This window comes from Streptomyces sp. NPDC051051 (assembly GCF_040682975.1).
Classification (GTDB): Bacteria; Actinomycetota; Actinomycetes; order Streptomycetales; family Streptomycetaceae; genus Streptomyces.
Genome location: NZ_JBFBCB010000010.1, coordinates 52235 through 70900 on the forward strand (window position 1 = coordinate 52235; position 18666 = coordinate 70900).

The 18666-nt window shown below is 72.3% G+C and carries 33 protein-coding genes; 30 read left to right on the plus strand and 3 right to left on the minus strand.

What is annotated here, in order from left to right; all coding sequences use genetic code 11:
* Positions 1–43 precede the first annotated feature (43 nt).
* From AB0N31_RS10440 to AB0N31_RS10455, 4 genes are all read left to right on the plus strand, one after another.
* Positions 44–1147, plus strand: a complete 1104-nt coding sequence (locus AB0N31_RS10440) for a peptidoglycan-binding protein (protein ID WP_366057997.1) — start codon at positions 44–46, stop codon at positions 1145–1147.
* A gap of 6 nt (positions 1148–1153) precedes the next feature.
* Positions 1154–1435 carry a hypothetical protein gene (locus AB0N31_RS10445; protein WP_366057998.1) on the plus strand — a complete coding sequence of 94 codons (282 nt, stop codon included), beginning with the start codon at positions 1154–1156 and terminating at the stop codon, positions 1433–1435.
* A complete protein-coding gene (locus AB0N31_RS10450; protein ID WP_366057999.1) occupies positions 1432–1773 on the plus strand; it encodes a hypothetical protein in 342 nt (113 codons plus the stop codon). The genes AB0N31_RS10445 and AB0N31_RS10450 overlap by 4 nt, the downstream gene beginning before the upstream one ends.
* Before the next feature lie 152 nt (positions 1774–1925).
* Complete coding sequence (locus tag AB0N31_RS10455; RefSeq protein WP_366058000.1) at positions 1926–2168, plus strand: hypothetical protein; 243 nt, start codon at positions 1926–1928, stop codon at positions 2166–2168.
* On the opposite strand, the gene AB0N31_RS10460 is transcribed toward AB0N31_RS10455, so the two are convergent.
* Positions 2165–3214, minus strand: a complete 1050-nt coding sequence (locus AB0N31_RS10460; protein WP_366058001.1) for a helix-turn-helix transcriptional regulator — start codon at positions 3212–3214, stop codon at positions 2165–2167. The two genes, AB0N31_RS10455 and AB0N31_RS10460, sit on opposite strands and share 4 nt — an antisense overlap.
* A 101-nt stretch (positions 3215–3315) precedes the next feature.
* Here AB0N31_RS10460 and AB0N31_RS10465 point away from each other — a divergent pair, with 101 nt between their 5' ends.
* The 4 genes from AB0N31_RS10465 to AB0N31_RS10480 all read left to right on the plus strand — a co-directional run bounded on the left by AB0N31_RS10465 (position 3316) and on the right by AB0N31_RS10480 (position 6388).
* On the plus strand, positions 3316–3909 hold the full coding sequence (locus AB0N31_RS10465) for a hypothetical protein (protein WP_366058002.1): 594 nt from the start codon (positions 3316–3318) through the stop codon (positions 3907–3909).
* A 189-nt stretch (positions 3910–4098) separates the two neighbouring features.
* Entirely contained in the window at positions 4099–4497 is a 399-nt protein-coding gene (locus AB0N31_RS10470; protein WP_366058003.1) for a hypothetical protein, read from the plus strand.
* An 80-nt stretch (positions 4498–4577) separates the two neighbouring features.
* The gene (locus tag AB0N31_RS10475) at positions 4578–4751 is read left to right on the plus strand and encodes a hypothetical protein (protein WP_366058004.1); all 174 of its coding nucleotides are present in this window, start codon (positions 4578–4580) and stop codon (positions 4749–4751) included.
* Between the two features lie 137 nt (positions 4752–4888).
* A complete protein-coding gene (locus AB0N31_RS10480) occupies positions 4889–6388 on the plus strand; it encodes a recombinase family protein (protein WP_366057952.1) in 1500 nt (499 codons plus the stop codon).
* Here the strand turns inward: AB0N31_RS10480 and AB0N31_RS10485 are convergent.
* Positions 6368–6718 carry a hypothetical protein gene (locus AB0N31_RS10485; RefSeq protein WP_366057953.1) on the minus strand — a complete coding sequence of 117 codons (351 nt, stop codon included), beginning with the start codon at positions 6716–6718 and terminating at the stop codon, positions 6368–6370. The two genes, AB0N31_RS10480 and AB0N31_RS10485, sit on opposite strands and share 21 nt — an antisense overlap.
* 110 nt (positions 6719–6828) lie before the next feature.
* Complete coding sequence (locus tag AB0N31_RS10490) at positions 6829–7299, minus strand: hypothetical protein (protein WP_366057954.1); 471 nt, start codon at positions 7297–7299, stop codon at positions 6829–6831.
* Positions 7300–7470: 171 nt separating this feature from the next.
* Here AB0N31_RS10490 and AB0N31_RS10495 point away from each other — a divergent pair, with 171 nt between their 5' ends.
* From AB0N31_RS10495 to AB0N31_RS10600, 22 genes are all read left to right on the plus strand, one after another.
* Positions 7471–7713: a helix-turn-helix domain-containing protein gene (locus AB0N31_RS10495; RefSeq protein WP_366057955.1), complete on the plus strand. Its 243-nt coding sequence runs from the start codon at positions 7471–7473 to the stop codon at positions 7711–7713.
* Positions 7710–7883: a hypothetical protein gene (locus tag AB0N31_RS10500; RefSeq protein WP_366057957.1), complete on the plus strand. Its 174-nt coding sequence runs from the start codon at positions 7710–7712 to the stop codon at positions 7881–7883. Before AB0N31_RS10495 ends, AB0N31_RS10500 begins: the two co-directional genes overlap by 4 nt.
* Positions 7884–7969: 86 nt before the next feature.
* Entirely contained in the window at positions 7970–8959 is a 990-nt protein-coding gene (locus tag AB0N31_RS10505) for a hypothetical protein (RefSeq protein WP_366057958.1), read from the plus strand.
* On the plus strand, positions 8956–9612 hold the full coding sequence (locus AB0N31_RS10510) for a hypothetical protein (protein WP_366057959.1): 657 nt from the start codon (positions 8956–8958) through the stop codon (positions 9610–9612). The genes AB0N31_RS10505 and AB0N31_RS10510 overlap by 4 nt, the downstream gene beginning before the upstream one ends.
* Complete coding sequence (locus tag AB0N31_RS10515; RefSeq protein ID WP_366057960.1) at positions 9609–10130, plus strand: hypothetical protein; 522 nt, start codon at positions 9609–9611, stop codon at positions 10128–10130. The genes AB0N31_RS10510 and AB0N31_RS10515 overlap by 4 nt, the downstream gene beginning before the upstream one ends.
* A complete protein-coding gene (locus AB0N31_RS10520; RefSeq protein WP_366057961.1) occupies positions 10127–10354 on the plus strand; it encodes a hypothetical protein in 228 nt (75 codons plus the stop codon). Before AB0N31_RS10515 ends, AB0N31_RS10520 begins: the two co-directional genes overlap by 4 nt.
* The gene (locus AB0N31_RS10525; RefSeq protein ID WP_366057963.1) at positions 10354–10551 is read left to right on the plus strand and encodes a hypothetical protein; all 198 of its coding nucleotides are present in this window, start codon (positions 10354–10356) and stop codon (positions 10549–10551) included. Before AB0N31_RS10520 ends, AB0N31_RS10525 begins: the two co-directional genes overlap by 1 nt.
* Before the next feature lie 82 nt (positions 10552–10633).
* Entirely contained in the window at positions 10634–11230 is a 597-nt protein-coding gene (locus AB0N31_RS10530; RefSeq protein ID WP_366057964.1) for a hypothetical protein, read from the plus strand.
* Positions 11227–11823, plus strand: coding sequence for an HTH domain-containing protein (locus AB0N31_RS10535; RefSeq protein ID WP_366057965.1), 597 nt, complete (start codon positions 11227–11229; stop codon positions 11821–11823). Before AB0N31_RS10530 ends, AB0N31_RS10535 begins: the two co-directional genes overlap by 4 nt.
* A 163-nt stretch (positions 11824–11986) precedes the next feature.
* On the plus strand, positions 11987–12211 hold the full coding sequence (locus tag AB0N31_RS10540) for a hypothetical protein (RefSeq protein ID WP_366057966.1): 225 nt from the start codon (positions 11987–11989) through the stop codon (positions 12209–12211).
* Entirely contained in the window at positions 12208–12606 is a 399-nt protein-coding gene (locus AB0N31_RS10545) for a hypothetical protein (protein ID WP_366057967.1), read from the plus strand. Before AB0N31_RS10540 ends, AB0N31_RS10545 begins: the two co-directional genes overlap by 4 nt.
* Positions 12603–12845, plus strand: a complete 243-nt coding sequence (locus tag AB0N31_RS10550; RefSeq protein ID WP_366057968.1) for a hypothetical protein — start codon at positions 12603–12605, stop codon at positions 12843–12845. Before AB0N31_RS10545 ends, AB0N31_RS10550 begins: the two co-directional genes overlap by 4 nt.
* Positions 12846–12851: 6 nt before the next feature.
* Positions 12852–14384: a hypothetical protein gene (locus AB0N31_RS10555; protein ID WP_366057969.1), complete on the plus strand. Its 1533-nt coding sequence runs from the start codon at positions 12852–12854 to the stop codon at positions 14382–14384.
* A 19-nt stretch (positions 14385–14403) separates the two neighbouring features.
* Entirely contained in the window at positions 14404–14742 is a 339-nt protein-coding gene (locus AB0N31_RS10560) for a hypothetical protein (RefSeq protein ID WP_366057970.1), read from the plus strand.
* Complete coding sequence (locus AB0N31_RS10565) at positions 14739–15362, plus strand: hypothetical protein (RefSeq protein WP_366057971.1); 624 nt, start codon at positions 14739–14741, stop codon at positions 15360–15362. Before AB0N31_RS10560 ends, AB0N31_RS10565 begins: the two co-directional genes overlap by 4 nt.
* Positions 15359–15580: a hypothetical protein gene (locus AB0N31_RS10570; protein ID WP_366057972.1), complete on the plus strand. Its 222-nt coding sequence runs from the start codon at positions 15359–15361 to the stop codon at positions 15578–15580. The genes AB0N31_RS10565 and AB0N31_RS10570 overlap by 4 nt, the downstream gene beginning before the upstream one ends.
* A complete protein-coding gene (locus AB0N31_RS10575) occupies positions 15577–15930 on the plus strand; it encodes a hypothetical protein (RefSeq protein ID WP_366057973.1) in 354 nt (117 codons plus the stop codon). Before AB0N31_RS10570 ends, AB0N31_RS10575 begins: the two co-directional genes overlap by 4 nt.
* 66 nt (positions 15931–15996) lie before the next feature.
* A complete protein-coding gene (locus AB0N31_RS10580; RefSeq protein WP_366057974.1) occupies positions 15997–16758 on the plus strand; it encodes a hypothetical protein in 762 nt (253 codons plus the stop codon).
* 107 nt (positions 16759–16865) lie between these two features.
* Positions 16866–17108: a MerR family transcriptional regulator gene (locus AB0N31_RS10585; protein ID WP_366057975.1), complete on the plus strand. Its 243-nt coding sequence runs from the start codon at positions 16866–16868 to the stop codon at positions 17106–17108.
* Positions 17109–17317: 209 nt separating this feature from the next.
* Positions 17318–17755, plus strand: coding sequence for a hypothetical protein (locus tag AB0N31_RS10590; RefSeq protein WP_366057976.1), 438 nt, complete (start codon positions 17318–17320; stop codon positions 17753–17755).
* A 66-nt stretch (positions 17756–17821) separates the two neighbouring features.
* Positions 17822–18115, plus strand: coding sequence for an HNH endonuclease (locus AB0N31_RS10595; RefSeq protein ID WP_366057977.1), 294 nt, complete (start codon positions 17822–17824; stop codon positions 18113–18115).
* Positions 18116–18319: 204 nt separating this feature from the next.
* On the plus strand, positions 18320–18634 hold the full coding sequence (locus AB0N31_RS10600) for a hypothetical protein (RefSeq protein WP_366057978.1): 315 nt from the start codon (positions 18320–18322) through the stop codon (positions 18632–18634).
* The last annotated feature ends 32 nt before the right edge of the window (positions 18635–18666 follow it).

An 18666-nucleotide genomic window follows, 5' to 3' on the forward strand; every position in this document is an offset into this window, starting at 1 on the left:
CGCGCCGATCCGGCCCGGGGCTTACCCATGCCCTGGAGGGCCCATGGACCTCATCACTCGAGCAGAATGGGGCGCACGGCCGTCCCGCTACGACCTCGTCTACATCTCCTCCACCGAGGGCACGAAGGTGCACTACGAGGGCGCCTACGTCCCCAAGAGCCTCGCGGACCCGGGCGCGCACAGCAGCTGCTACGCCCACATGCGCGACCTCCAGGCCGCCCACCTGGCCAACACGAAGGAGGACTACTCCGACATCGCGTACAACGACGTCGTCTGTCCGCACGGCAGCGTCTTCGAGGGTCGGGGCGTGCACCGCAGGACCGGCGCGAACGGCACCGCCACCCTCAACTCCCGGCACTACTCGGTGTGCGCGATGCTCGGCGCCTCCGGCCTGGTGCAGCCGACCGACGCCATGCTGCACGGCCTGGTCGACGCGATCGAGCGCAACCGCAGCGCGGGCGCCGCCGGCGACGACGTCCTCGGCCACCGCGACGGCTACGCCACCGCCTGCCCGGGCGACCCGCTGTATGCGTGGGTGCAGGCGGGCGCGCGCCGGCCGGACGGCACCAGCACCGGTGGCGGTACGGGCGGCGGCACAGGAGAGATCGCCCGCTACCAGGTCGTGATCAACGGCTTGTCGTACGGGTACGGGGCGCACGGCGACCACGTCACCACCGTCGGCGAGGCGCTCGTGGCGCGCGGCTTCGGCTCGCACTACCAGGTCGGGCCGGGCCCGGACTGGAGCGACGCCGACACCGAGAACTTCAGCGACTTCCAGGTCAGTCTCGGCTACTCCGGGACCGCCCCGCACGAGGATGCCGACGGTGTGCCCGGCGCGGTCAGCCTGCAGCAGCTGCTCGGCTACCTGCCCGGCGCCACCGCTACGACCGCCGCACCGCCATTCCCCGGCCGCTCCGCCTTCATCCTCGGCAAGACCAACCCGGCTGTGACCGTCCTCGACAAGGGCCTGATCCGGCGCGGCTTCGCCCGTCACCACGACGGCGACGGCTACCAGCCCGGGCCCCGATTCACCCGGCACACCCGCGACAACGTCCGTGACTTCCAGCGGGCGACGCCCGCTCTCGCCGGCGACGCGGACGGCTACCCCGGCCCGCTCACCTGGCGGCTGCTCCTCTCCGGAAAGTGAGACACCATGCAGGACTCCACGAAGCGCACCGCACGCACGATCCTCCAGACAGCGATCGGTATTGCCGTCGTGCTGCCGGCCGTCGTCGACGCGTCCGGTATCCCGGCCGCGCTGCCGTGGGTCGCGGGCGCGCTGGCCATCGCGGGCGGCTTCACCCGGGTTATGGCCGTGCCCGGCGTCCAGAGGCTGTTGCCCGGCTGGCTGCGTACTGACGGCGCAGGCCGCCAGGACGACGACGTCCTCGCCGCGCTGAAGCGTGCGGGCCGTGAGAGCGGGGGGACGAGATGAGCCAGAGCACGGGAGTGACCGCGGTCGACGCCGCGGCGGTGTGGAGCGTGGCAGCCGTGACGATCGCGGGTGCCGCGGTACTGGCGTGGCGTGTGGCCCGGGGGCTGCGCAGGCTGGTCGACCGGATGGACGACATGGCCGACGACTGGCACGGCGTTCCGGAGCGGCCCGGCGTCCCGGCCCGCCCCGGCGTCATGGTCCGCCTCCACCACATCGAGGAGCGCCTGGCCCGTGTCGACCATGAGCTGCAGCCCAATTCGGGCGGGTCCCTCCGGGACGCGGTCGACCGCGTTGACCGGCGCACACAGACCCTTGCTCCCGACCCCGGAACAGAATGAGCGACGCCCCCTGCACGGCCCGTAAGCGGGCCGTGCAGGGGGCGTTCCGTCATTTGCTGCCCACGCTGTCATGGGTGGCCGTTATGCTGCCTGTATCGCCCCGGGCCCCGACACCTGGGGCGCTCTGCTGTCGGGAGTAGAAGGGCGCCGTCATGACCAGCCGTTACCTGGTGAGGTACCGAGTCCTGCCGCCTGGCGCCGGGCCGGACGACTATGAGCCTGCCGACCTCCCGCTGCGCGAGGAGGAGTTCGAGTTGTCCGACCCGGAGCCTGCGGGCGAGGCCGGTGGACAGGCACTCCGCTACGGCCCTCATCACCACGAGGTCGAGGCCGCTGTGCGCGAGCGCCTGGCCGACGGCGAAAGCCCGCTCATCCTCCGCTACGACCTGGTCTAGGCCCGCTGCTCGGCGTCCTCCGCCCGGGCCTGGTAGTACGCGTAGTCCCTGGGGTAGCCGGCCAGGGCGGGTAGCGCCTGGCGGAAGCCGTCCGCGGCGTCCCGCCATCTGTGGCAGGCGTAGGCGGCATCGGCGACCTGCAGCTGAGACCTGGTCGCGTCGAGCCAGTACAGCCAGCCCGGGCGTTCCTCCTCTTCCGGTGCCCGCAGCGCGAGGGCGTGGGCCTCGTCGGCGAGCCGCGCCGCCCGGTTCCGCTCGCCGAGCCGGGCGGCCGCCATCGCCTCCTGGTGGACAGCCACCGCCTCCGCCGCGGGAGAGAGCGGCCTCGGGCCCACATACCGGGCGGCCTCAGCCGTGCGCAGGGCACGCACCGGATCGCCGTACGTCAGGCTGTAGTACGCCCGTACGCGCTGGGCCCAGGACGCCATGTCCGCGTGGCCGCCGTCGACAGCCCAGCCGTGCGCGAGGTCGATCCACGACAGGGCCGGTCCCCGCTGTTCTTCCTGCCAGGCCACCCACGACAACCAGTGCGCGTGCTCCGCGGCGAGCAGCATGAGGGAGTCCGCGGCCGCGCCGGCGGCGAGGGGGATGAGCTGTGTGACCGCGTCGAGCTGCGAGCGGACGACGGGCCACAGGGCGCGGCCGCCGATCGTGTCCTCGGCGCGTCGGTGCTGGCTGAGTACGACGCCGATCCAGTCGGCCGTACGCAGGTCCGCGCGGCCGGTGGTGTGGGCATGGGCTATCCGGTCGCGCAGCTCTGCGGACGGAGCCCACTGCTGTGACTCGTCGCCGCTGTTGCGTACGCCGCCCAGTTCGATCGGCACTTGCAGTCCTCTCACGAATCGGGCGATGACGTCTTCACTGACCACCCGCAGCCTGCCCCGTTCGAGGCGGGACACGTAGCCCTGCGTCATCCCGACCAGTTCGCCGAAGCGCTGCTGCGAGATGCCCGCCAGGGCCCGGTACCGGCGGATGAGCGTGGGCCAGTCGCGGGCAGCCCACGCTGCACGCAGACGCCCGTCAGCCCAGAGTTCCCGACCACTCATGCCGTGACCATACGGCCACGGTATGTCAGGTTGGTATGGGATCGGCGAATCTTCCTCCTGACGATGGGGCTCCATACCGAGTCGGGTCGGAAGGAAAGCGCATGTCGTCCCACATCAGGGCTCTGTCGCCCGTACAGACGGACCCCGGAGTGCTCGTGCACCCGGGAGCCGATCGTCGACTGGCCACCGAGCACTGGCTGTTGTCCACTCTCCCGAAGGACGCCCGGGAACGGGCACGCAAGGAGTGGGGTGAGCACCGGATCGCGATGCTGCCGCTGGGCACGTTGTTCTCCGCCGTACGGCTGCCCGCCCACCTGGTCTACGCGGTGGCCGGCGGGACCCGGCCCTCGAGGGAGGTCGATGCCTTCCTCGACGAGGCCCTCGACGGAGGCCCGGTCATCTGCGACCCGCACGGCCGCCGCTACTACCTCATCGTCCCGGCCAGCATGCCGAGGACGTGGAACGAGGCCGTCGACGACTGGCGCCGGCGGGACCACGAGGTCGACTTCCTCGGCCGCGAGTCGTACCTGGGAGTGCCACGGCTGGACGTCACGGACCCGGACCCGGCGATCGCCTCCTACTGGGCGGTCCCGATGTCCTCTGCCGCGACGCTGTGTGCGCCGCTCACCGTCGCGCGGCTGATCTCCGCCGCGGTGCACATGCTCGGGAAGGGGGCCGACGATGCGCAGGATTGACTGGCGCCTGGTCGCGTACCTCACGGTCCTGGCCGCACTCGGAGCCGCACTGACCTGGGCAATCGCTGATTGCACCTGCTAGGCCGCGTACCAGACGGCTGTCGTTCTTCGCCGATCGGGGCGTCGGCATGTCGCCCGCCCCCCGCTCCTAGACTGGCGCGGCCAGCCCGCCACGAAAGGGAGATCCACATGCGTCCACGAAGGCTTCAGGACTTCGTCCTCGACACCCTGAAGAACACCGCGGGAGCCCTCCAGGTGCGGACCCTGGCGGAGGCCGGCGACGACAAGCACCCCTTCGGTATCGCGGTCAGCACGGCAGACGGCGAGGCCCGCTGGCAGATCATCGGCCAGCTCGCCGACGGCGAGCGCCACGACCACCAGGAGCAGCCTGTCGAGGGCGAGCCGGCCGCATGGACCGACGCAGTCCCTGGGGACAGCCCCGAGGGCTGGCTCGCCGGGGCGATCGGCCAGGCACGCTCGCCGGAGATCGCGCGCATCGAGCGCTGGTCGACCCGCGACGGCAAGCAGGAGCAGGGGATGACCCTGTACTTCCACAACGGCGCGAAGGCGTACGTGCGGAAGCTCTGACCCTCCCCGCCCGGCCGGCCGGGCGGGGAGCAGCACAGCACCACCTGTCAGCACCACCCACACGACGTGAGGAGCTCGATATGGAGGAATGCATGCACGCCCGCCCCGGTGGCCGGTTCGACCCGGGCATGACCGAAGGCTCGTGCCCTGTCTGCGGGGCCGGCGTCGGCGCCGCACCCGGTGAGCCCGTGGCCATGCACCAGCGGCAGGGCTCGCTGGAGACCTGCCCCGGCAGCGGCCAGCCCGCCAGCTGACGACCCCACCCGCGCGGCCGCCGCACCCCCCCGGTGCGGCGGCCGCAGCGCGTTGGCACCACACCTTTGGTTCCTTTAACAGACAGACTGTGGAGAATCAGCTTCATAGAGGACCCAGACTCTGGTAGACCGTACGCATGTGGGATGTGCGAGGGCTGAGGGCCCGGGAGTACCGGCGGCTGTCCGACCGTAAGGGCGGCCGGTCCATCGAGGATCAGGGGCGGGACAACCGGCTCGCCGCCGACGACCAGGAGTGGACGCTCGGGGAGCCGTACATCGACGACGGCCGCAGCGCGAGCCGGTACGCGCGGCGCCGGCGCGACGACTTCGATCGCCTGGTGGCCGACCTCCAGACCGGCCCGACCGGCAGGCAGAGCGCGTTCGGCGCGGACGTCCTGATGCTCTGGGAGTCCAGCCGCGGCAGCCGCAAGGTGGGCGAGTGGGTTGCCTTCATCGAGCTGTGCGAGCAGCAGGCCGTCCGTATCTGGGTCACCACCCACGAGCGGCTCTACGACCCCGCCAACGGCCGCGACCGCAAGGCGCTCATCGACGACGCGGTGGACTCCGAGTACGAGTCGTACAAGACACACCGGCGCCTGGTGCGCACCGCGCCGGCGGACGCCGAGCGGGGCCGCCCGTACGGGAAGGCGCCGTATGGACTGCGGCCCGTCTACGACCAGAAGAACGGGCGACTCCTCACGTGGGAGGCGGACCCGGCGCGCGCCTACGTCGTCCAGGAGCTGTTCAGGATCCTGGAGGCAGGGCACACCCTGGCGGCCGCCGAGCGGGAGTTCCTCGGCCGCGGCCACCTCAACGCGAGCGGCCGGCCGTTCCAGCGGGAGCAGCTGCGGGCCATGGCGCTGCGCCATGCGTACGCGGGCCTGCGCTACTACAAGGGCACGGTCTATCAGGGCATCTGGAACGGCATCGTGCCCGAGCCGCAGTTCTGGAACGTGCACGGCATGCTCACCGCGTCCGGCCGTGGGACCTCCCCCGGCGGGGAGCTGTTGCACGCCGTCACGGCCGCACTGACGTGCGGCCGCTGCTGGACGCTCCTGGGGCCCCGGTATGAGGAAGGCCGGCCGGACGTCTACCGGTGCGCGAAGTGCGGCGGGTCCAAGATCCAGAAGGACCCGGTGGACGACTTGCTGATCGGGACGGCAGAGGAGCCCGGGGTGATGCTCGCCTACCTCGCCCGCCCCGACATCTACGAGGTGCTGAGCGCGCCCGCCGGCACTGACACCACCGTCCGCCAGGTGCAGGCGGACCTGGCCCGCGCCCGGGCGGAGCGCGACGAGCTGAGAGCGGCGACCGGCGAGACGCTCGCCGAGGTCCGGCTGCTGGCGGCCTCGCTGGCCAAGAAGGAGCAGCAGGTCTTGGAACTGGAAGCCAGGGAGCGCGCGCTGCTGCTGCCGTCGGTGGTGCAGAGCATCGTGCAGCCCGGTAGGGACGTGGGGGAGTCCTGGGCCGCCGCTCCGTTGAAGGCGCAGCGGATGCTGGTCCGGTTGATCTGCAGGCCCGGCTATCTCGGCCGGCCCTGCGTCATACCCAGCACGCATGCCGGCCGCAATCAGCCGCCTGTCACCACCCGGATCGAGTGGCGGCATGAGATCCCGTCATCTGCGCTGGAAGCGTGATCTGCGCCGGACCGGAGTCGGGCGGCTGGACCGCTGAGGTCTGCTGCTGGCGGTCGACGGAGCCGCGGCCGGCCGTATGAGCAGCCGGAGATGGGCCTTCGCGTACACCTCGACCGATGCGTCCGCGCCCGACTCTTCGCTGTCTACGTCCGGCGGCCAGTCACGCCGGTACGACTCCACACCGGCCACGATCGCCTGCACTGCAGTATCGATCCTGCGCTGCCGCTCGGCCCTTCGCTCGACATCCCTCGCATTGACGACGAGCACCGCGGCGATACCGAGCAGGGCGCCGCCCGCGAGGGCTGCAACGAGCTGGCCGAAATTAGACATGTGCGACTCCCCCAGTCCATGTATGTGGCATATGCAGTGACTGGGGACCACTGTCTGTAAGACGAGTGTCACTCTGGTAGAAACTGAAACGGTTCGTGACCTTACCGTTACTATCCAGTGCGGTCATTTCGGTCATTACCCCCGCTATCACCCTTACGTGACCGGTGGGTAACCTCGATATTCAGCCGCACCCGCTGCCATACCTCGTCAGCCTCTTCGCGTGACAGCTTCATCTCCCGGACGGTTGCCGCAAGAAGGCGTTCGGCCAGCTCCAACTCCTGCCCGAGCGAGGGCCCTTGAGGGGGTGATTCAGCGTCGGGGGCTGGCGGGGCCGGCGCCTCCAGCAGTGTCGGCTCGCCGCCGTCGAGGACTGAGGCGATGCTGCCCCGACCCCATTCCAGGGCCCTCTCCAGCTTGAGGTATGTAGAGCCGCGCGCCTTCATGCCCTTGCGGATCTTGCCGAGCGTCTCGTCGGAGATCTCCGCGCGTCGGCAGACCTCTGCGTACTCCAGGGCCAGTGCCGCGATCCGGCGTTCGATGTACTGCGCGAGCCGGACTCTGGGCTCAGGGGCAGCTGTCATGGGCCGAGAGTACATGGGCACTCCAATGCATTCCAATGTTGTCGAATGTGGCCCTGCGCTGCGGGTCTGCTGCCTCGCGGAGCGCTGAGTAACTCCAATGTCACCCAATCACTGTCCAAGTTACTCCACGGTAAGGATTGAGAAATCCAATAAGTGGAGTACCTTGGAGTCATGTTGAGCCGGAAGATATCCGGGGCCAAGCTCCGGCGTGCTCGCGAGGATCGGTGCCTGAAGGTATCCGAGGTCGCGGAAGTCGCCGGATGCTCGCGCTGGAACATCTACAAGATCGAGCAGGGCGAAACCCAGCCTTCCCCGCAGGTGTACGCGGCCCTGAAGACCGTTCTGCAGGTCGCGGACGAGGACCTCGTCGACGAGATCCCCGCCGGAGCCAGCGCTCCCAGGAGCGCGGGGTGACCGCGGAGGAACGGCAGGCCTACGTCCGCCGGATCGCCAACGCTGCGCCTCCGCTGTCCCGCGAGGACGCCGACCTGGTACGCGCGCTCATGCCGCTGCAGTCGCGCCTCGCCGCAGAGCGCGCGGTCGTCCACGGCCGGCCGCAGCCGGTGCACCGCCACGCCGCCTGACCCCCAGACATCAGTACGGGGCCGCGCCCGGCTCGACCCCGGAACGCGACCCCTCGGCACATCCACACACCACAGGAGTGGAAACCGTGACCACAGCATCTCAGACCCCCGGAGCACTGCCCCCGGAGACGCCGCCCGCGCGGCCGCCGCTGCCGCTCAGCGAGGCACTCGCCGCCCCGACGCCGAACCCGGAGGTGCCCCACCGCCTCCGTGCGCCGTTCCCCGAGCCGGCCATGCCCGAGTGCTGCATGTGCAGCACGGGCCCGCAGGCCGGCCCCCTGTCCCCGGACCCGCGCGGCCGCCGGTACGAGTCCGGTGCCCAGGTCCTGTACTGCAAGGCGTGCCTGCCTCCGCCTCTGCCGGTGCAGGCCGCCGAGGGCGTCATCGCTGCGGCGATGAAGGCCGGTGCGGTGACGTCCCGTGAGATCGCGCAGGCCGAGCACGAGGCCGGGATCCTCTTCGACGCGCAGGCCGCCGCCGACATCGCGGCCGCCGCGTACGAGCAGGCCCAGGCCGAGGACGAAGCCGAGCTCGTCGAGCGCGGCCGTCAGCTCGCCCGCATGGCCGGCGACCACCGCAAGCTCACCGCGGTGCTGCGTCTCATCGAGGGCCGCCCGGGCACCGACCTGCTGACCGTCGCGCAGATCGCGGTGGCCGCCGAGTACGGCACCACCGCCCTGGACTCCTTCCCGATGACGCTGGCCTGGAACGGCAGCGTGGACATTCCCGGGCCCGGCGACACGCACAAGAAGGCCGTCATCGGGTGCACGTCGTCCTACGGCGGCCGCGCGGACCTGGTCGTCGAGGGCGACGCCCGGATCCGGCTCGCGTCCCTCGTCGACGCCGAGGTCCGCGACGTCCACGCGCCGTGCCCCACCGATGGCTGCGGCACGGTCGAGACTCCGCGCTTCGGTACGGCCCTGTCGGGCTGGGTGCGCATCGAGGTCGCTGGCACCGAGGACACGGCGCCGCGCTGGTACTGCTCGCCGATGTGCGTGTCCGACGCGCTGGCCCGCGCCGGCGAGCAGCTGGCCGCCGCCGACGACCAGGCCGCGGCCGCCGGCGGTGAACTGTGAACTCGGCCCTCGACACCTACCTCGGCTGGGAGCAGCCGCAGCACCGCACGGGCTGCAAGCGCCCGTCGTGGGAGATCGGCCTCCGCCGTGAGGAGAACGCCTACCGCCGCACCTGGCACGGCGACCCGCCGCTCACGCACTCCTGCCCCCAGGAGGAGTGCGGGCACGGCAACAGCTACGAGCAGACGATGGTCCGGATCGTGTGCCGCTCGTGCGGCGCCGCGCAGGTGATCACCGGCGAGGCCACCGTGGACACCGGCACCACGATGACCAGCACGAAGACGCTCGGCTACGGCCTGCCGCCGCGCCAGGCGGCCGGCCTGCTGCTGTGGCCCGGTCAGCCGTGGCTCGACTTCGGGCGCGCCGTCGACGACGAGCCGCACGACTTCGTCGTCACCCGCACCGGCACCAAGGAAGTCACGAAAGACACCGTCGTCGGGCAGATCAGCCAGGGCCGCGGGAAGCTCGGCGGCATCCTCTGGACGGCGCTCGCCGTGCCCGACCCGCAGGGGCCGTACGGCTACGGGCAGCACGTGCGGTGGGCGCACGCCAGCGACGGCCGTGGCCGCGGTGGTTCGCCCCTGCGTACCGTCGCGGCGGCCGCGAGGTGGATCGGCGCCCGCCTCGCCGAGCAGACGGGCGGTGCGAAGTGAGCGCCGCGGGCCAGGCCGCCGTGGCGGACGTGTCCGGGAAGAGCACCCACGACAGCGCGCTGTCCGTGGACGACGCCACCCGCGCCACCCTGCCGCAGCTGCCCTACGCCGACGCCGTGCATGGCGCGCTCGCGGAACTCGTGCTGCTGCCGGACACGGTGGAGACCGGCATGCGGATCGAGGGCGACAGCCGCCGCCGTGAGCTGTTCTTACGGCTGGAGTGGCTGCCCGGCCACGACGACCTGGTGCAGCCCGAGGCCTGCGCGTCCGGGATGACGGTGCAGTGGTCGCACCTGGCCGGCTGGTCCGTGGCCGCCGCGGGCGACCTGGTCGTCCTCGACGTCGACGAGCTGGCCGACCCGGCCATGGTCGCAGAGGCCGCAATGCACGCCGCCCTGTGCGGCCTGCGCTGCGCCTGCGAGCGGGCCCCCGGCCAGGACGCCCGATGGGACCAGGCTGTCTACCTCGACATCGCCCTCGTCGCCTACGACGAGCGCACGAACGGGGTGACCGGATGATCTGGCTCATCGTCCTCGCCGCGGTCCTGGCCGCGTTCGTCGTCCTCGCCGCCGACGACACCCGGTGGAGACGACGGCGCCTGCCGCCGGTGACCCAGCGCCCGCCGCGCGTGCCGTACCTGCCCGAGACCACCACCGGTCCGTGGCATGCCCAGTTCCACCTGACCCGCGGCCGACGCGTCCGCCAGGCCCGCGCCCGCTACCGCTACCCACAGGAGCCCTGATGGCCCGCACCGGCATCGTGACCGCCGCCGCGATCGACCTCCTCTCCGCTGCTCTGTCCCGCGAGTTCCGGCTGGAGCAGGACGAGCTGCGCCGCATCGCCGAGCGCCAGGCCGCCGACCTCGCCCGCGCCGGCTTCCGCGTCACGGTCCCGGTGGAGGCCCTCCCGACCACTCGGCGCCGCACCCGCGGCGCCTGACCACCCGAGACCGCCGGGCGGGCGGGACGTGCCCTGACGACCGTCCCGCCCGCCCGGCCACCACCTCAGCGAAGGACACCCCATGCGCCGCACCGAGGCATTGCAGATCATCACCCGCGTCCTGAAGAAGCCGGTCGACGACGTCGTCACGGCCGACATGATCAGTGGCTACCCCGCCGCCTACTTCGACCCCCAGGTCACCGAGCGCCCCCAGCCGTGGGCCATCCAGGTCGACGTGCTCGCCATGCGCATCGCCGCCCAGCTCCCGCTGAGCGACGACGTGGACCAAAGCCCGCTCGCCCAGGCCGAGGACGCCAAGCGTCGCCGTGACCTCGGCGGCGAGATCGACGCCCTCATGAAGGCGGGCAACGCGCTGGAGTCCGCGCCCTGGTACCCGGCCCGGCCCGGGGACCTGGTCCACGTCCACTACCCGGCCGCCGGCGACTTCCCCGCCTTCGGCGAGACGTACATCGTCGGCGACGCCGGCGACGGCCTGCTGTCCCTGCAGCCGCTCGCCCACACGCTGCCCGACACCGTCGAGCACGCCGCGGGCATGGTCGGCTGCTTCGCCACCGAGGCGGCCGACGAGCCGCTCTACGAGCTCTGGTTCGAGGCGGGCCCGCACCTGCTGACCATCGTCCGCGACGGCCGCCCCGTCCACACCGGAGGCACCCGGTGAGCCCGGCGTCCGCGCGCGCATTGCGCCGCCGCCGGGTGGCCGAACTGCGGGCCGCCGAGCCCGACCTGAGCCTGCGCCAGATGGCCGACCGGCTGGGCATCTCACGCGACACCGTGACCCGCGACCTGGAGGAGATCGACCGCGCGGCGGCCGATTCTGCGCCACCGACCGACGAGCCCGTACGGCCGGTGGACGATTCTGCGCCGCAGGCCAGCGCCGGTGACAGCCCCGTATCGGTCACCCCGGCGGCCGAGGACGCGCCACCGGCCGAACCGGTCCAGGCCGCCGGCCCCGACCGACCGGCCGAGACTGCGCCGACCGCTCTGCCCCGGCGCACTCCGGCCGAGGAAGTGGTGATCGACCTCGGCCAGTGGCCGAGCCTGCGCCGGGACCTGGCCGTGCTCGCATCGGCCGGCCTGAGCCACCAGGAGGCGATCGCCCAGGCGGTGAACGTGCTGGCGGCCGGCTACCGGCAGGGCATCACCCGGCAGCGCATCCAGCCGGGCCCGTTCGTCGTGCGGGACGTGATCGTCGGCCCACTGCTGCCCGACCAGTTCCGGCCGCGCAAGCCCACCGTGCCCGAGAGGGCCTGAGACCGGTCCGGCCGCCCCACCGTTCACCCCGCGGCGGAGGGCGGCCGGACCACCCCACCAATTCGAACACATAACCGAATCGAGGACCTGTGTACCGGACCTGGCTGCTCGTATCGACGCTCATGCTCGCCGCGGTCCTCGACGCCGCCGGCCAGCTGCCGACGTGACCCACTGGCCGCCCGCGCTCGCCTTCTTCGGCCTGCACGTCGACGGCGGCCACTGGCACAACGACCGCCGCATCTGGCTGCGGCTGCCCGTCGCCCGCTTCACCTGTCGCCACGGCTGCGAGTACACCGCGGTCGGCGCGGCTGACGTCGCCCACCTCACCCAGACCATCACCGCCACCCACGCCCGGACCTGCCCCGGGCCGTCAGAAGGAACCGCATGAACACGAGAACCGCACCCACCCCGGCCGTCCTCGCCCCGCCCCGCGGCTACGACCGCGACCGCTGGGTCAGCGCCGTCCTGGCGAGCAACCTGCAGCGCAACCAGCGCCACCTCGCGCTCATCCTGGCCCACCGCGCCGGCCCGTCGGGGGAGCTGCCCGCGGGCGGTAAGCACCAGGAGGCCGGACACCTCGCCGGCGACATGCACCTCGACCCCAAGCGCGTCCGCCTGGTCCTGACCGAGCTGGAGCTGGCGGGCTGGATCCGCCGGCCGGACATCCACACCTGGAGCCCCGGCTACATGGTCCGACCGATCACCCTCGTCTTCCCCGTGGTCGCAGACGCGCCCTGTGCCGACCGCACCGAGCCAGCCCATACCGGCGAGCCCGCCTCATGACCGACAGCCACCAGGCGCCGGGGCAGTTACCGCTGCTGCCCGCCGACCCGCCCCGCTGGGGCGGCCCGGCCGCCGTCACCGCGGACCCCATCGCCACCTCCGGCCGCACCGAGTACACGGTGCGCTGCGACGGCGAAGGAGGCTGCGGCCAGCGCCACCGCCACACCGCCCCGGGCATCCGCACCGCCCCCTGCGGGGCCACCTACACCGTCCCCGAGTCCGACGACGACACCAGCTAGGACACCGTGACCCGCCAGCCCGCGCGCTCCGCCGAGCCCCGCCACTCCCGTGGCGGGGCCGGTGGTGCTGCGGGTGCGGACGCGGAGCCCTGGTACGGGCAGAAGGTCAAGGTTCCCAGGCGCGTGTGGGGGAGCGGCCGTTACAGCCCCGGGGCCGTGGCCTGGCACGCGCAGATCACCGCTCTGCAGAAGCGCCCGGAGCGCTGCCGTGCGTCCGTCGCGCGGCTCGCCGGGTGGATGGGCGACAGCAAGCGGACCGGCGAGCGCTACCTGGCCGAGCTGCACGCTCCAGGCCCGGACGGTGTTCCCGAGCTGACCACGATCCGGCACACCGACTCGGCCGGCGATGGCGAGACCGCCGAGCGCTGGACCCGTTCCCTCGCCCGTGACGAGCACTTCGCGTACGTCCCGGTCCTCGCCGCGAAGACGCTGCGCCACCGCCTGTTCGTCCTGTACTGCGCCCTCGCCTACGCCGTCGCGACCCGCACCCCGGCCACCGCCGTCGACCTCGCCGGCGTCCTCGGCGTCACCGAGATGACCGCCCGCCGCATGACCACCGAACTCGAGGGCCTCGGCTGGATCACCGTCCACCGCCGCGCCGGCGCCCACGGCCGCCACGACTACGAGGTCCACGACGGCCCCCTGCACGCCGTACCCGCGCCCGCGGCCGTGTCGTCAGATGGCGGATCGGGAGCGAGCGCAGGTGGCGGATCCCTCGCGACTAAGGAAGACGCTGTACTGACAGACCAGAGAAACAACCCGCCCACCGCCGTCTTGGGTATCCGCCGTAGGCGACCTACAGCAACCAGCGCGTGCGAACGCGACCTGGTCGTGGACACGTTCGGACGGCGCACCGGCCTCGACCTCACCGCTGCCGCCTGGAAGACCGTCCACGCAGTCCTGGCCCCCGTACGACACGAACTCCCCAGGCTGACCGGCTGGGAGTGGGAACGGGCCGTCCACGAGGTCCTGCGCCACCTCGGCGACGGACAGCACCCCGACCGCCTCCGAGACCGACTCCAGCGCCGCTACCCCCAGATGCGCTCCGCAGGTACCCCCGACGACGGCCGCCCCGCTGTGCGCTCTTTCGCCCGCTGGCTCATCGGAGCCGCCCTCGTCCGCCGCGGCTGCGCCGACCCGCGCTGCGAGACCGGCGTCATCTGGTCAGCCGACCCCGACGACCACCAGGCCGGCACCGACTGCCAGACGTGCGCCTACGCCCGGGAAGCAGCCACCGCCCACAGACAGCTCCTGCGGGAGATCGAGGAGAGCGAACGCCGCGTTGCCGCCCGACGCGCCCAGAAGCGACCCCACACGCCCCCACAGGCACCTCCGGCACCCGAGCCTGCCCCGGGCTCCCCTCACGCCCCACAAGCGCCCCCGCACGCCCCCACCGGCCCCGTAGGCCCACCACCCGGCACCGGCGGATGGCGCGCCCTCGTCGCCCGCGAACGCCCCCACGCCGCCGCCCAGGCCTACCAACATCGCTGGACCGGCGACCACGCCGAACACATCCGCCCCGCCCGCGACACCGCCTGACCAGAACGGACCCGATGCCATGTCCACCCCGATACCCCGCCCGGCTCCCACCACCGGCTACGGAACCTGCGACGACTGCGGAGCCCGCGTCCTGTGGTGCCTCACCGAGGCCAACCGCCGCCGCATCCCCATCGACCCGCCCGAGGACCCCACCGGCAACCAGGCCGTCCGCGTCGACGCCGACGGCACCTACTGGGCTCGCCAGCTCTCCCGCAGCCGCCCCCACGTCGAGCTGCGCGAGGTCCTGCGCCGCCCCCACATCGCCAGCTGCCGCATCGCCCGCGCCCGGGCCGCCGCCCGCCGCCGCACCCCCCACCGAGCCACCCACGGCGTACGGCCCGTCAGGTGGCAGCGATGAAGATCCGCGACGACGTCGCCCGCATGCTCCGCGCCGGCACCCCCTACCGGAAGATCAAGGCCGAGCTGCACGTCAGCCACGCCACCATCGTGGCGACCCGGAAGGCCCTGCGGATCGACCTCGTACGCCCGGCCCCGCTCACCCAGCTCGCCGGAGACGAACTCCGCGCCGCCATCGAGGAGCGCTACCCCCAAGTCGCCGCCATGCTCCGCGCCGGCGCCACCCTCCAGGAGATCTCCGACGTCACAGGCGTCTCACCGCCCACCAGCGTCAAGGTCCGCCGCATCCTCGGCATCCCCACCCCCCAGCGCGGCATGCAGGCCCGCAGCATCGGCCAGACCATCGACCGCTACCTCGAGCACCACGGCGACGGACACGCCCGCTGGACCGGCCCCTTCGCCAACGGGCAGCCGCAGCTGTGGGCCAACGGTCGCTGCTACGCCGCACGCCGCGAGATCTTCCGCAGCCACCACGGCCGCACCCCCGAAGGCACCGTCCGCACCACCTGCACCCAACCCGGCTGCATTGCCGGCGCCCACCTCGCCGACCGCATCCACCGACAGGCCGAACAACAGCTCGACGCCCAGTACGCCGCGATCTTCGGACCGGAGGCACCGTGACGCCCAACCAGGTATTCGCCGTCGCCATGCTCGGAGGCCTCGCTGCCGTCATCGGCCTGGTTGCCGTCGCCGCCCTCGCCGCCGGCCTCTACACCGCCGTCGACCGCCTGCTCGACAAGCAGCAGCAACGGCGCGAAGAGCAGCAGCATCGCGAGGCCATCGCCGTCTGCCGCGCCATCGAGGCCCTGCCCACCCACGACCCCAGGAAGCCCAGATGAACGACTGCCAGCCCGGCACCTTCTGCCCCGACCAGCCCTTCGACATCGCCCTCCTGGTCCTCATCGGTGCGGCCGCACTCGCCTTCACCCTCGCCGCTATCGCCCTCATCGCGCTCACCGCCATCATCACCGCGGCCGCCAAGGCCCTACGCCGCCGCCTCACCCACACCACGGCGGCCGCCGAGGACCTGGAACCCGTACCACCCGCCCACCTCGCCGTCATCGCCGCCGCCCTCGACGACTGGTGGCTCATCACCGACCCGCACGTCGAGTTCAACGGCGCCGACATAGCCCCCCGCGTCGAGATGTACCTCCTCAGCAGCGGCTACCGCGTCACCCCCAACCCCTGACCCCTCGCGCGCGCGTACGCGCCTGCGATCGCACGCGCGCAATCGCAGGCGCGCGAGGAACCACCCTTGCCCACCACCACGCACCACCGGAGACGCTCCACCATGACCGCCTGCGCGATCTGCCCCCGCACAGCCCCCGACGGGCAGTACGCGTGCGCCCGCTGCGCCGATGACCTCCGCGGGTGGCTCGCCGAGCTCCCCGGGCAGGCACGCCTCCTGGGCGCCGAGTTCCTCACCCCCGGCCAAGCGCCCACCCGCGGCCGCCTCGGCGGGACCGGCCGCGCCCACGCCCCGCTCCCCGTCGACCTGCGAGTGCTCACCCTGCTCGGCCCCGGCCGCTACGACCCCACCGGCCCCGACGACGACGGCACCGCACCCATCGCCGCCATCCTGGCCGCCTGGGCCGGCCACATCGCCTACCTGTACCCCGCCGCCGGCCGCGACGCCCACGGCACCGCCCACGTCCGCCCCTGCGAACAGGCCGTCCCCCACCAGGGCCCCACCATCACCGGATGGTGCACCTGGCTCACCGCCTACCTGCCCTACACCCTGACCCAACCCGTCGTCGCCGGCCTGCACGACGCCCTCGGCGAACTCGTGCACCGCATCCGCGGCCTCACCCACGCCACCCCCCACCGCCACCCCAAGGCCGCCCCCTGCCCCGAATGCGACGCCTTCGCCCTCGTCGCCGTCGACGGCCAGTGGGGCATCACCTGCACCGCCTGCGGCCACCACCTCGAACCCCTCGCCTACGACGCCCACGCCGCCGCCTACTACACCGCCCACCAGAGCACCGAACCCGCCCCGCTGGACAAGATCGCCACTTAGCGTCAACATGGCGCCAGCAGCACACGTCTGCCCATAACTGAACATCGGCAGCCCCGGACCCCCACGGGCCCGTGGCTGCGGCACATCTCAGGGAAGGAAGGCGGCACATGAGCGACCTCTACACCGGCACCCAAGCCGCCGCCCTCGCCACCCGATGGCGACGCACCGTGAGCGCCAACGCCGCCGCCGTCAGCCGCTCCGCCATCTGCCACTGGGTCCGACGCGGCCACCTCACCGCCGCCGGCCTCGACGACCAGAACCGCCCCCTCTACGCCCTCCCCGACATCGCCCGCGCCGAGAAAGCCACCCGCGGCCGCGCCCTCCGCCTCGTCGGCATCGGCACCCCCTGAACGGTGCGGGGCCGCGTCCGACCCTCCCAGCCCGTTGGACGGCGCGCCCCAGGCAAGGCCGTCACGGACCGGCGCGGCTCCGGCGGCCCCGCACCCCGCCCTGCAGACGCGAGACCGAACACGCGTCACAGGCTCGTCACAACGCCACCACGCCCCCCGCACGCCCCGCATGATGGCCCCTCACCACACACCAGTCCCTGGGGGGAACCATGCGCACCCGTACCGCCACCGCCACGGCGGCCGCCGTCCTCGGCGTACTCGCCGTCACCGGCTGCAGCAGCACCGACGACAAAGCCACCGCCAAGCCCACGCCGAGCACCACCCAGTCCGGACTCACGGACGAACAGAGGGCCCAGGCACGCGAGGCAGCCGGCTTGCCGCCCACGCCCCAGGCCGCCGACTGGAAGGCCTACATCAAGGCCCTCGACGCCCTCGACCCCGACATCGTCCACGGCAAGGAAGACAAGGCCGTCAGCCGGGGCATCGACACCTGCAGTGCCTACAAGCGCTACCCCGGCGACAGCGCCCAGCAGGTGAAGGTCACCCGCATGCGCTTCACGTCGCCCACGCACCCCGAGGGCCGCGACGCCACCACCGCGCAGAAGATCCTCGACGTGGCGCACAAGCACATCTGCCCCACCTACTGAGCCCAGCGCCCACCGGCCCGGTCCCTCGCAGAGCGGCCGGGCCTCACCACGTCCAAGGGGAGGCACGTGGCCACCGACCGCGCCGAACTCACCGGCTACCAGTTCAGACAGCTACGCGCCCGGATCCTGCGCGAGAGCGACGTGTGCATCGTGTGCGGCCACGGCCATGCCGACGCCGTCGACCACATCCACCCCGTCAGCAAGGGCGGCGCCCGCCTCGACCCCGACAACCTCGCCCCCATCCACGGCGTGGCCGGCTGCCCCATCTGCCTCCGCCGCTGCAACAACGAGAAGGGCGACCGGCCCCTGGCCGACGTCGTCCAGCTCCACACCAGCGTCGACTGGTTCGCCGGACCGTAGAGAGGACGCCATGCTCGGGCTGCTGCGCCGCATCGCCCGGCGGTGCGAAACCCACGACCGCCCGTCCTACCCACGCATCCGGGACCTGGAGGCCAGCCTCGGCCTGGCGCCCAGCGCCCCGCCAGCCAGCCTGGTCGACGCCCTGTGCGATCCCGCGCTCATCGACTGCGGTCACGCCTGGTGCCGCAGCCGAAGGAGGTAACCGTGCCCGCTGACTACGACACCCCATACGGCCCGCGCACGGCGGTAGCCGAGTGGCTGTGTGCCAACGACGTCGACCCCAACGGTGTGCCGATCGAGGGACCGATCACCATCGAGCCGTTGACTCTCGGCGGTCAGCGCTGCATCCGCTACGACGCGCTGCTGCGCAACGAGGACGGCCACCTCTACGTGGACCCGGCCACGGGCGAGGCAGCCCGCGAGGAACGGACCGCAATCCTCAAGGTGGCGCCACCTGAAAACGTGCAGGTCAGAGACGAATCTGACGAGATCTCCGAGGAAATCGACGGAGTTTTTTAGGAAAGATCATCTCCTCAACCCCGCGCCCAGCT

Bases quoted from the DNA above. Each gene is read 5' to 3' on its own strand.
- AB0N31_RS10470 (WP_366058003.1), top strand. From the start codon at position 4,099: ATGCGTCCACGAAGGCTTCAGGACTTCGTCCTCGACACCCTGAAGAAC.
- AB0N31_RS10445 (WP_366057998.1), top strand. From the start codon at position 1,154: ATGCAGGACTCCACGAAGCGCACCGCACGCACGATCCTCCAGACAGCG.
- AB0N31_RS10475 (WP_366058004.1), top strand. From the start codon at position 4,578: ATGGAGGAATGCATGCACGCCCGCCCCGGTGGCCGGTTCGACCCGGGC.
- AB0N31_RS10485 (WP_366057953.1), bottom strand. From the start codon at position 6,718: ATGTCTAATTTCGGCCAGCTCGTTGCAGCCCTCGCGGGCGGCGCCCTG.
- AB0N31_RS10440 (WP_366057997.1), top strand. From the start codon at position 44: ATGGACCTCATCACTCGAGCAGAATGGGGCGCACGGCCGTCCCGCTAC.
- AB0N31_RS10465 (WP_366058002.1), top strand. From the start codon at position 3,316: ATGTCGTCCCACATCAGGGCTCTGTCGCCCGTACAGACGGACCCCGGA.
- AB0N31_RS10520 (WP_366057961.1), top strand. From the start codon at position 10,127: ATGATCTGGCTCATCGTCCTCGCCGCGGTCCTGGCCGCGTTCGTCGTC.
- AB0N31_RS10480 (WP_366057952.1), top strand. From the start codon at position 4,889: ATGTGGGATGTGCGAGGGCTGAGGGCCCGGGAGTACCGGCGGCTGTCC.
- AB0N31_RS10565 (WP_366057971.1), top strand. From the start codon at position 14,739: ATGAAGATCCGCGACGACGTCGCCCGCATGCTCCGCGCCGGCACCCCC.
- AB0N31_RS10585 (WP_366057975.1), top strand. From the start codon at position 16,866: ATGAGCGACCTCTACACCGGCACCCAAGCCGCCGCCCTCGCCACCCGA.
- AB0N31_RS10590 (WP_366057976.1), top strand. From the start codon at position 17,318: ATGCGCACCCGTACCGCCACCGCCACGGCGGCCGCCGTCCTCGGCGTA.
- AB0N31_RS10490 (WP_366057954.1), bottom strand. From the start codon at position 7,299: ATGACAGCTGCCCCTGAGCCCAGAGTCCGGCTCGCGCAGTACATCGAA.
- AB0N31_RS10550 (WP_366057968.1), top strand. From the start codon at position 12,603: ATGACCGACAGCCACCAGGCGCCGGGGCAGTTACCGCTGCTGCCCGCC.
- AB0N31_RS10575 (WP_366057973.1), top strand. From the start codon at position 15,577: ATGAACGACTGCCAGCCCGGCACCTTCTGCCCCGACCAGCCCTTCGAC.
- AB0N31_RS10460 (WP_366058001.1), bottom strand. From the start codon at position 3,214: ATGAGTGGTCGGGAACTCTGGGCTGACGGGCGTCTGCGTGCAGCGTGG.
- AB0N31_RS10455 (WP_366058000.1), top strand. From the start codon at position 1,926: ATGACCAGCCGTTACCTGGTGAGGTACCGAGTCCTGCCGCCTGGCGCC.
- AB0N31_RS10495 (WP_366057955.1), top strand. From the start codon at position 7,471: ATGTTGAGCCGGAAGATATCCGGGGCCAAGCTCCGGCGTGCTCGCGAG.
- AB0N31_RS10450 (WP_366057999.1), top strand. From the start codon at position 1,432: ATGAGCCAGAGCACGGGAGTGACCGCGGTCGACGCCGCGGCGGTGTGG.
- AB0N31_RS10560 (WP_366057970.1), top strand. From the start codon at position 14,404: ATGTCCACCCCGATACCCCGCCCGGCTCCCACCACCGGCTACGGAACC.
- AB0N31_RS10530 (WP_366057964.1), top strand. From the start codon at position 10,634: ATGCGCCGCACCGAGGCATTGCAGATCATCACCCGCGTCCTGAAGAAG.
- AB0N31_RS10525 (WP_366057963.1), top strand. From the start codon at position 10,354: ATGGCCCGCACCGGCATCGTGACCGCCGCCGCGATCGACCTCCTCTCC.
- AB0N31_RS10545 (WP_366057967.1), top strand. From the start codon at position 12,208: ATGAACACGAGAACCGCACCCACCCCGGCCGTCCTCGCCCCGCCCCGC.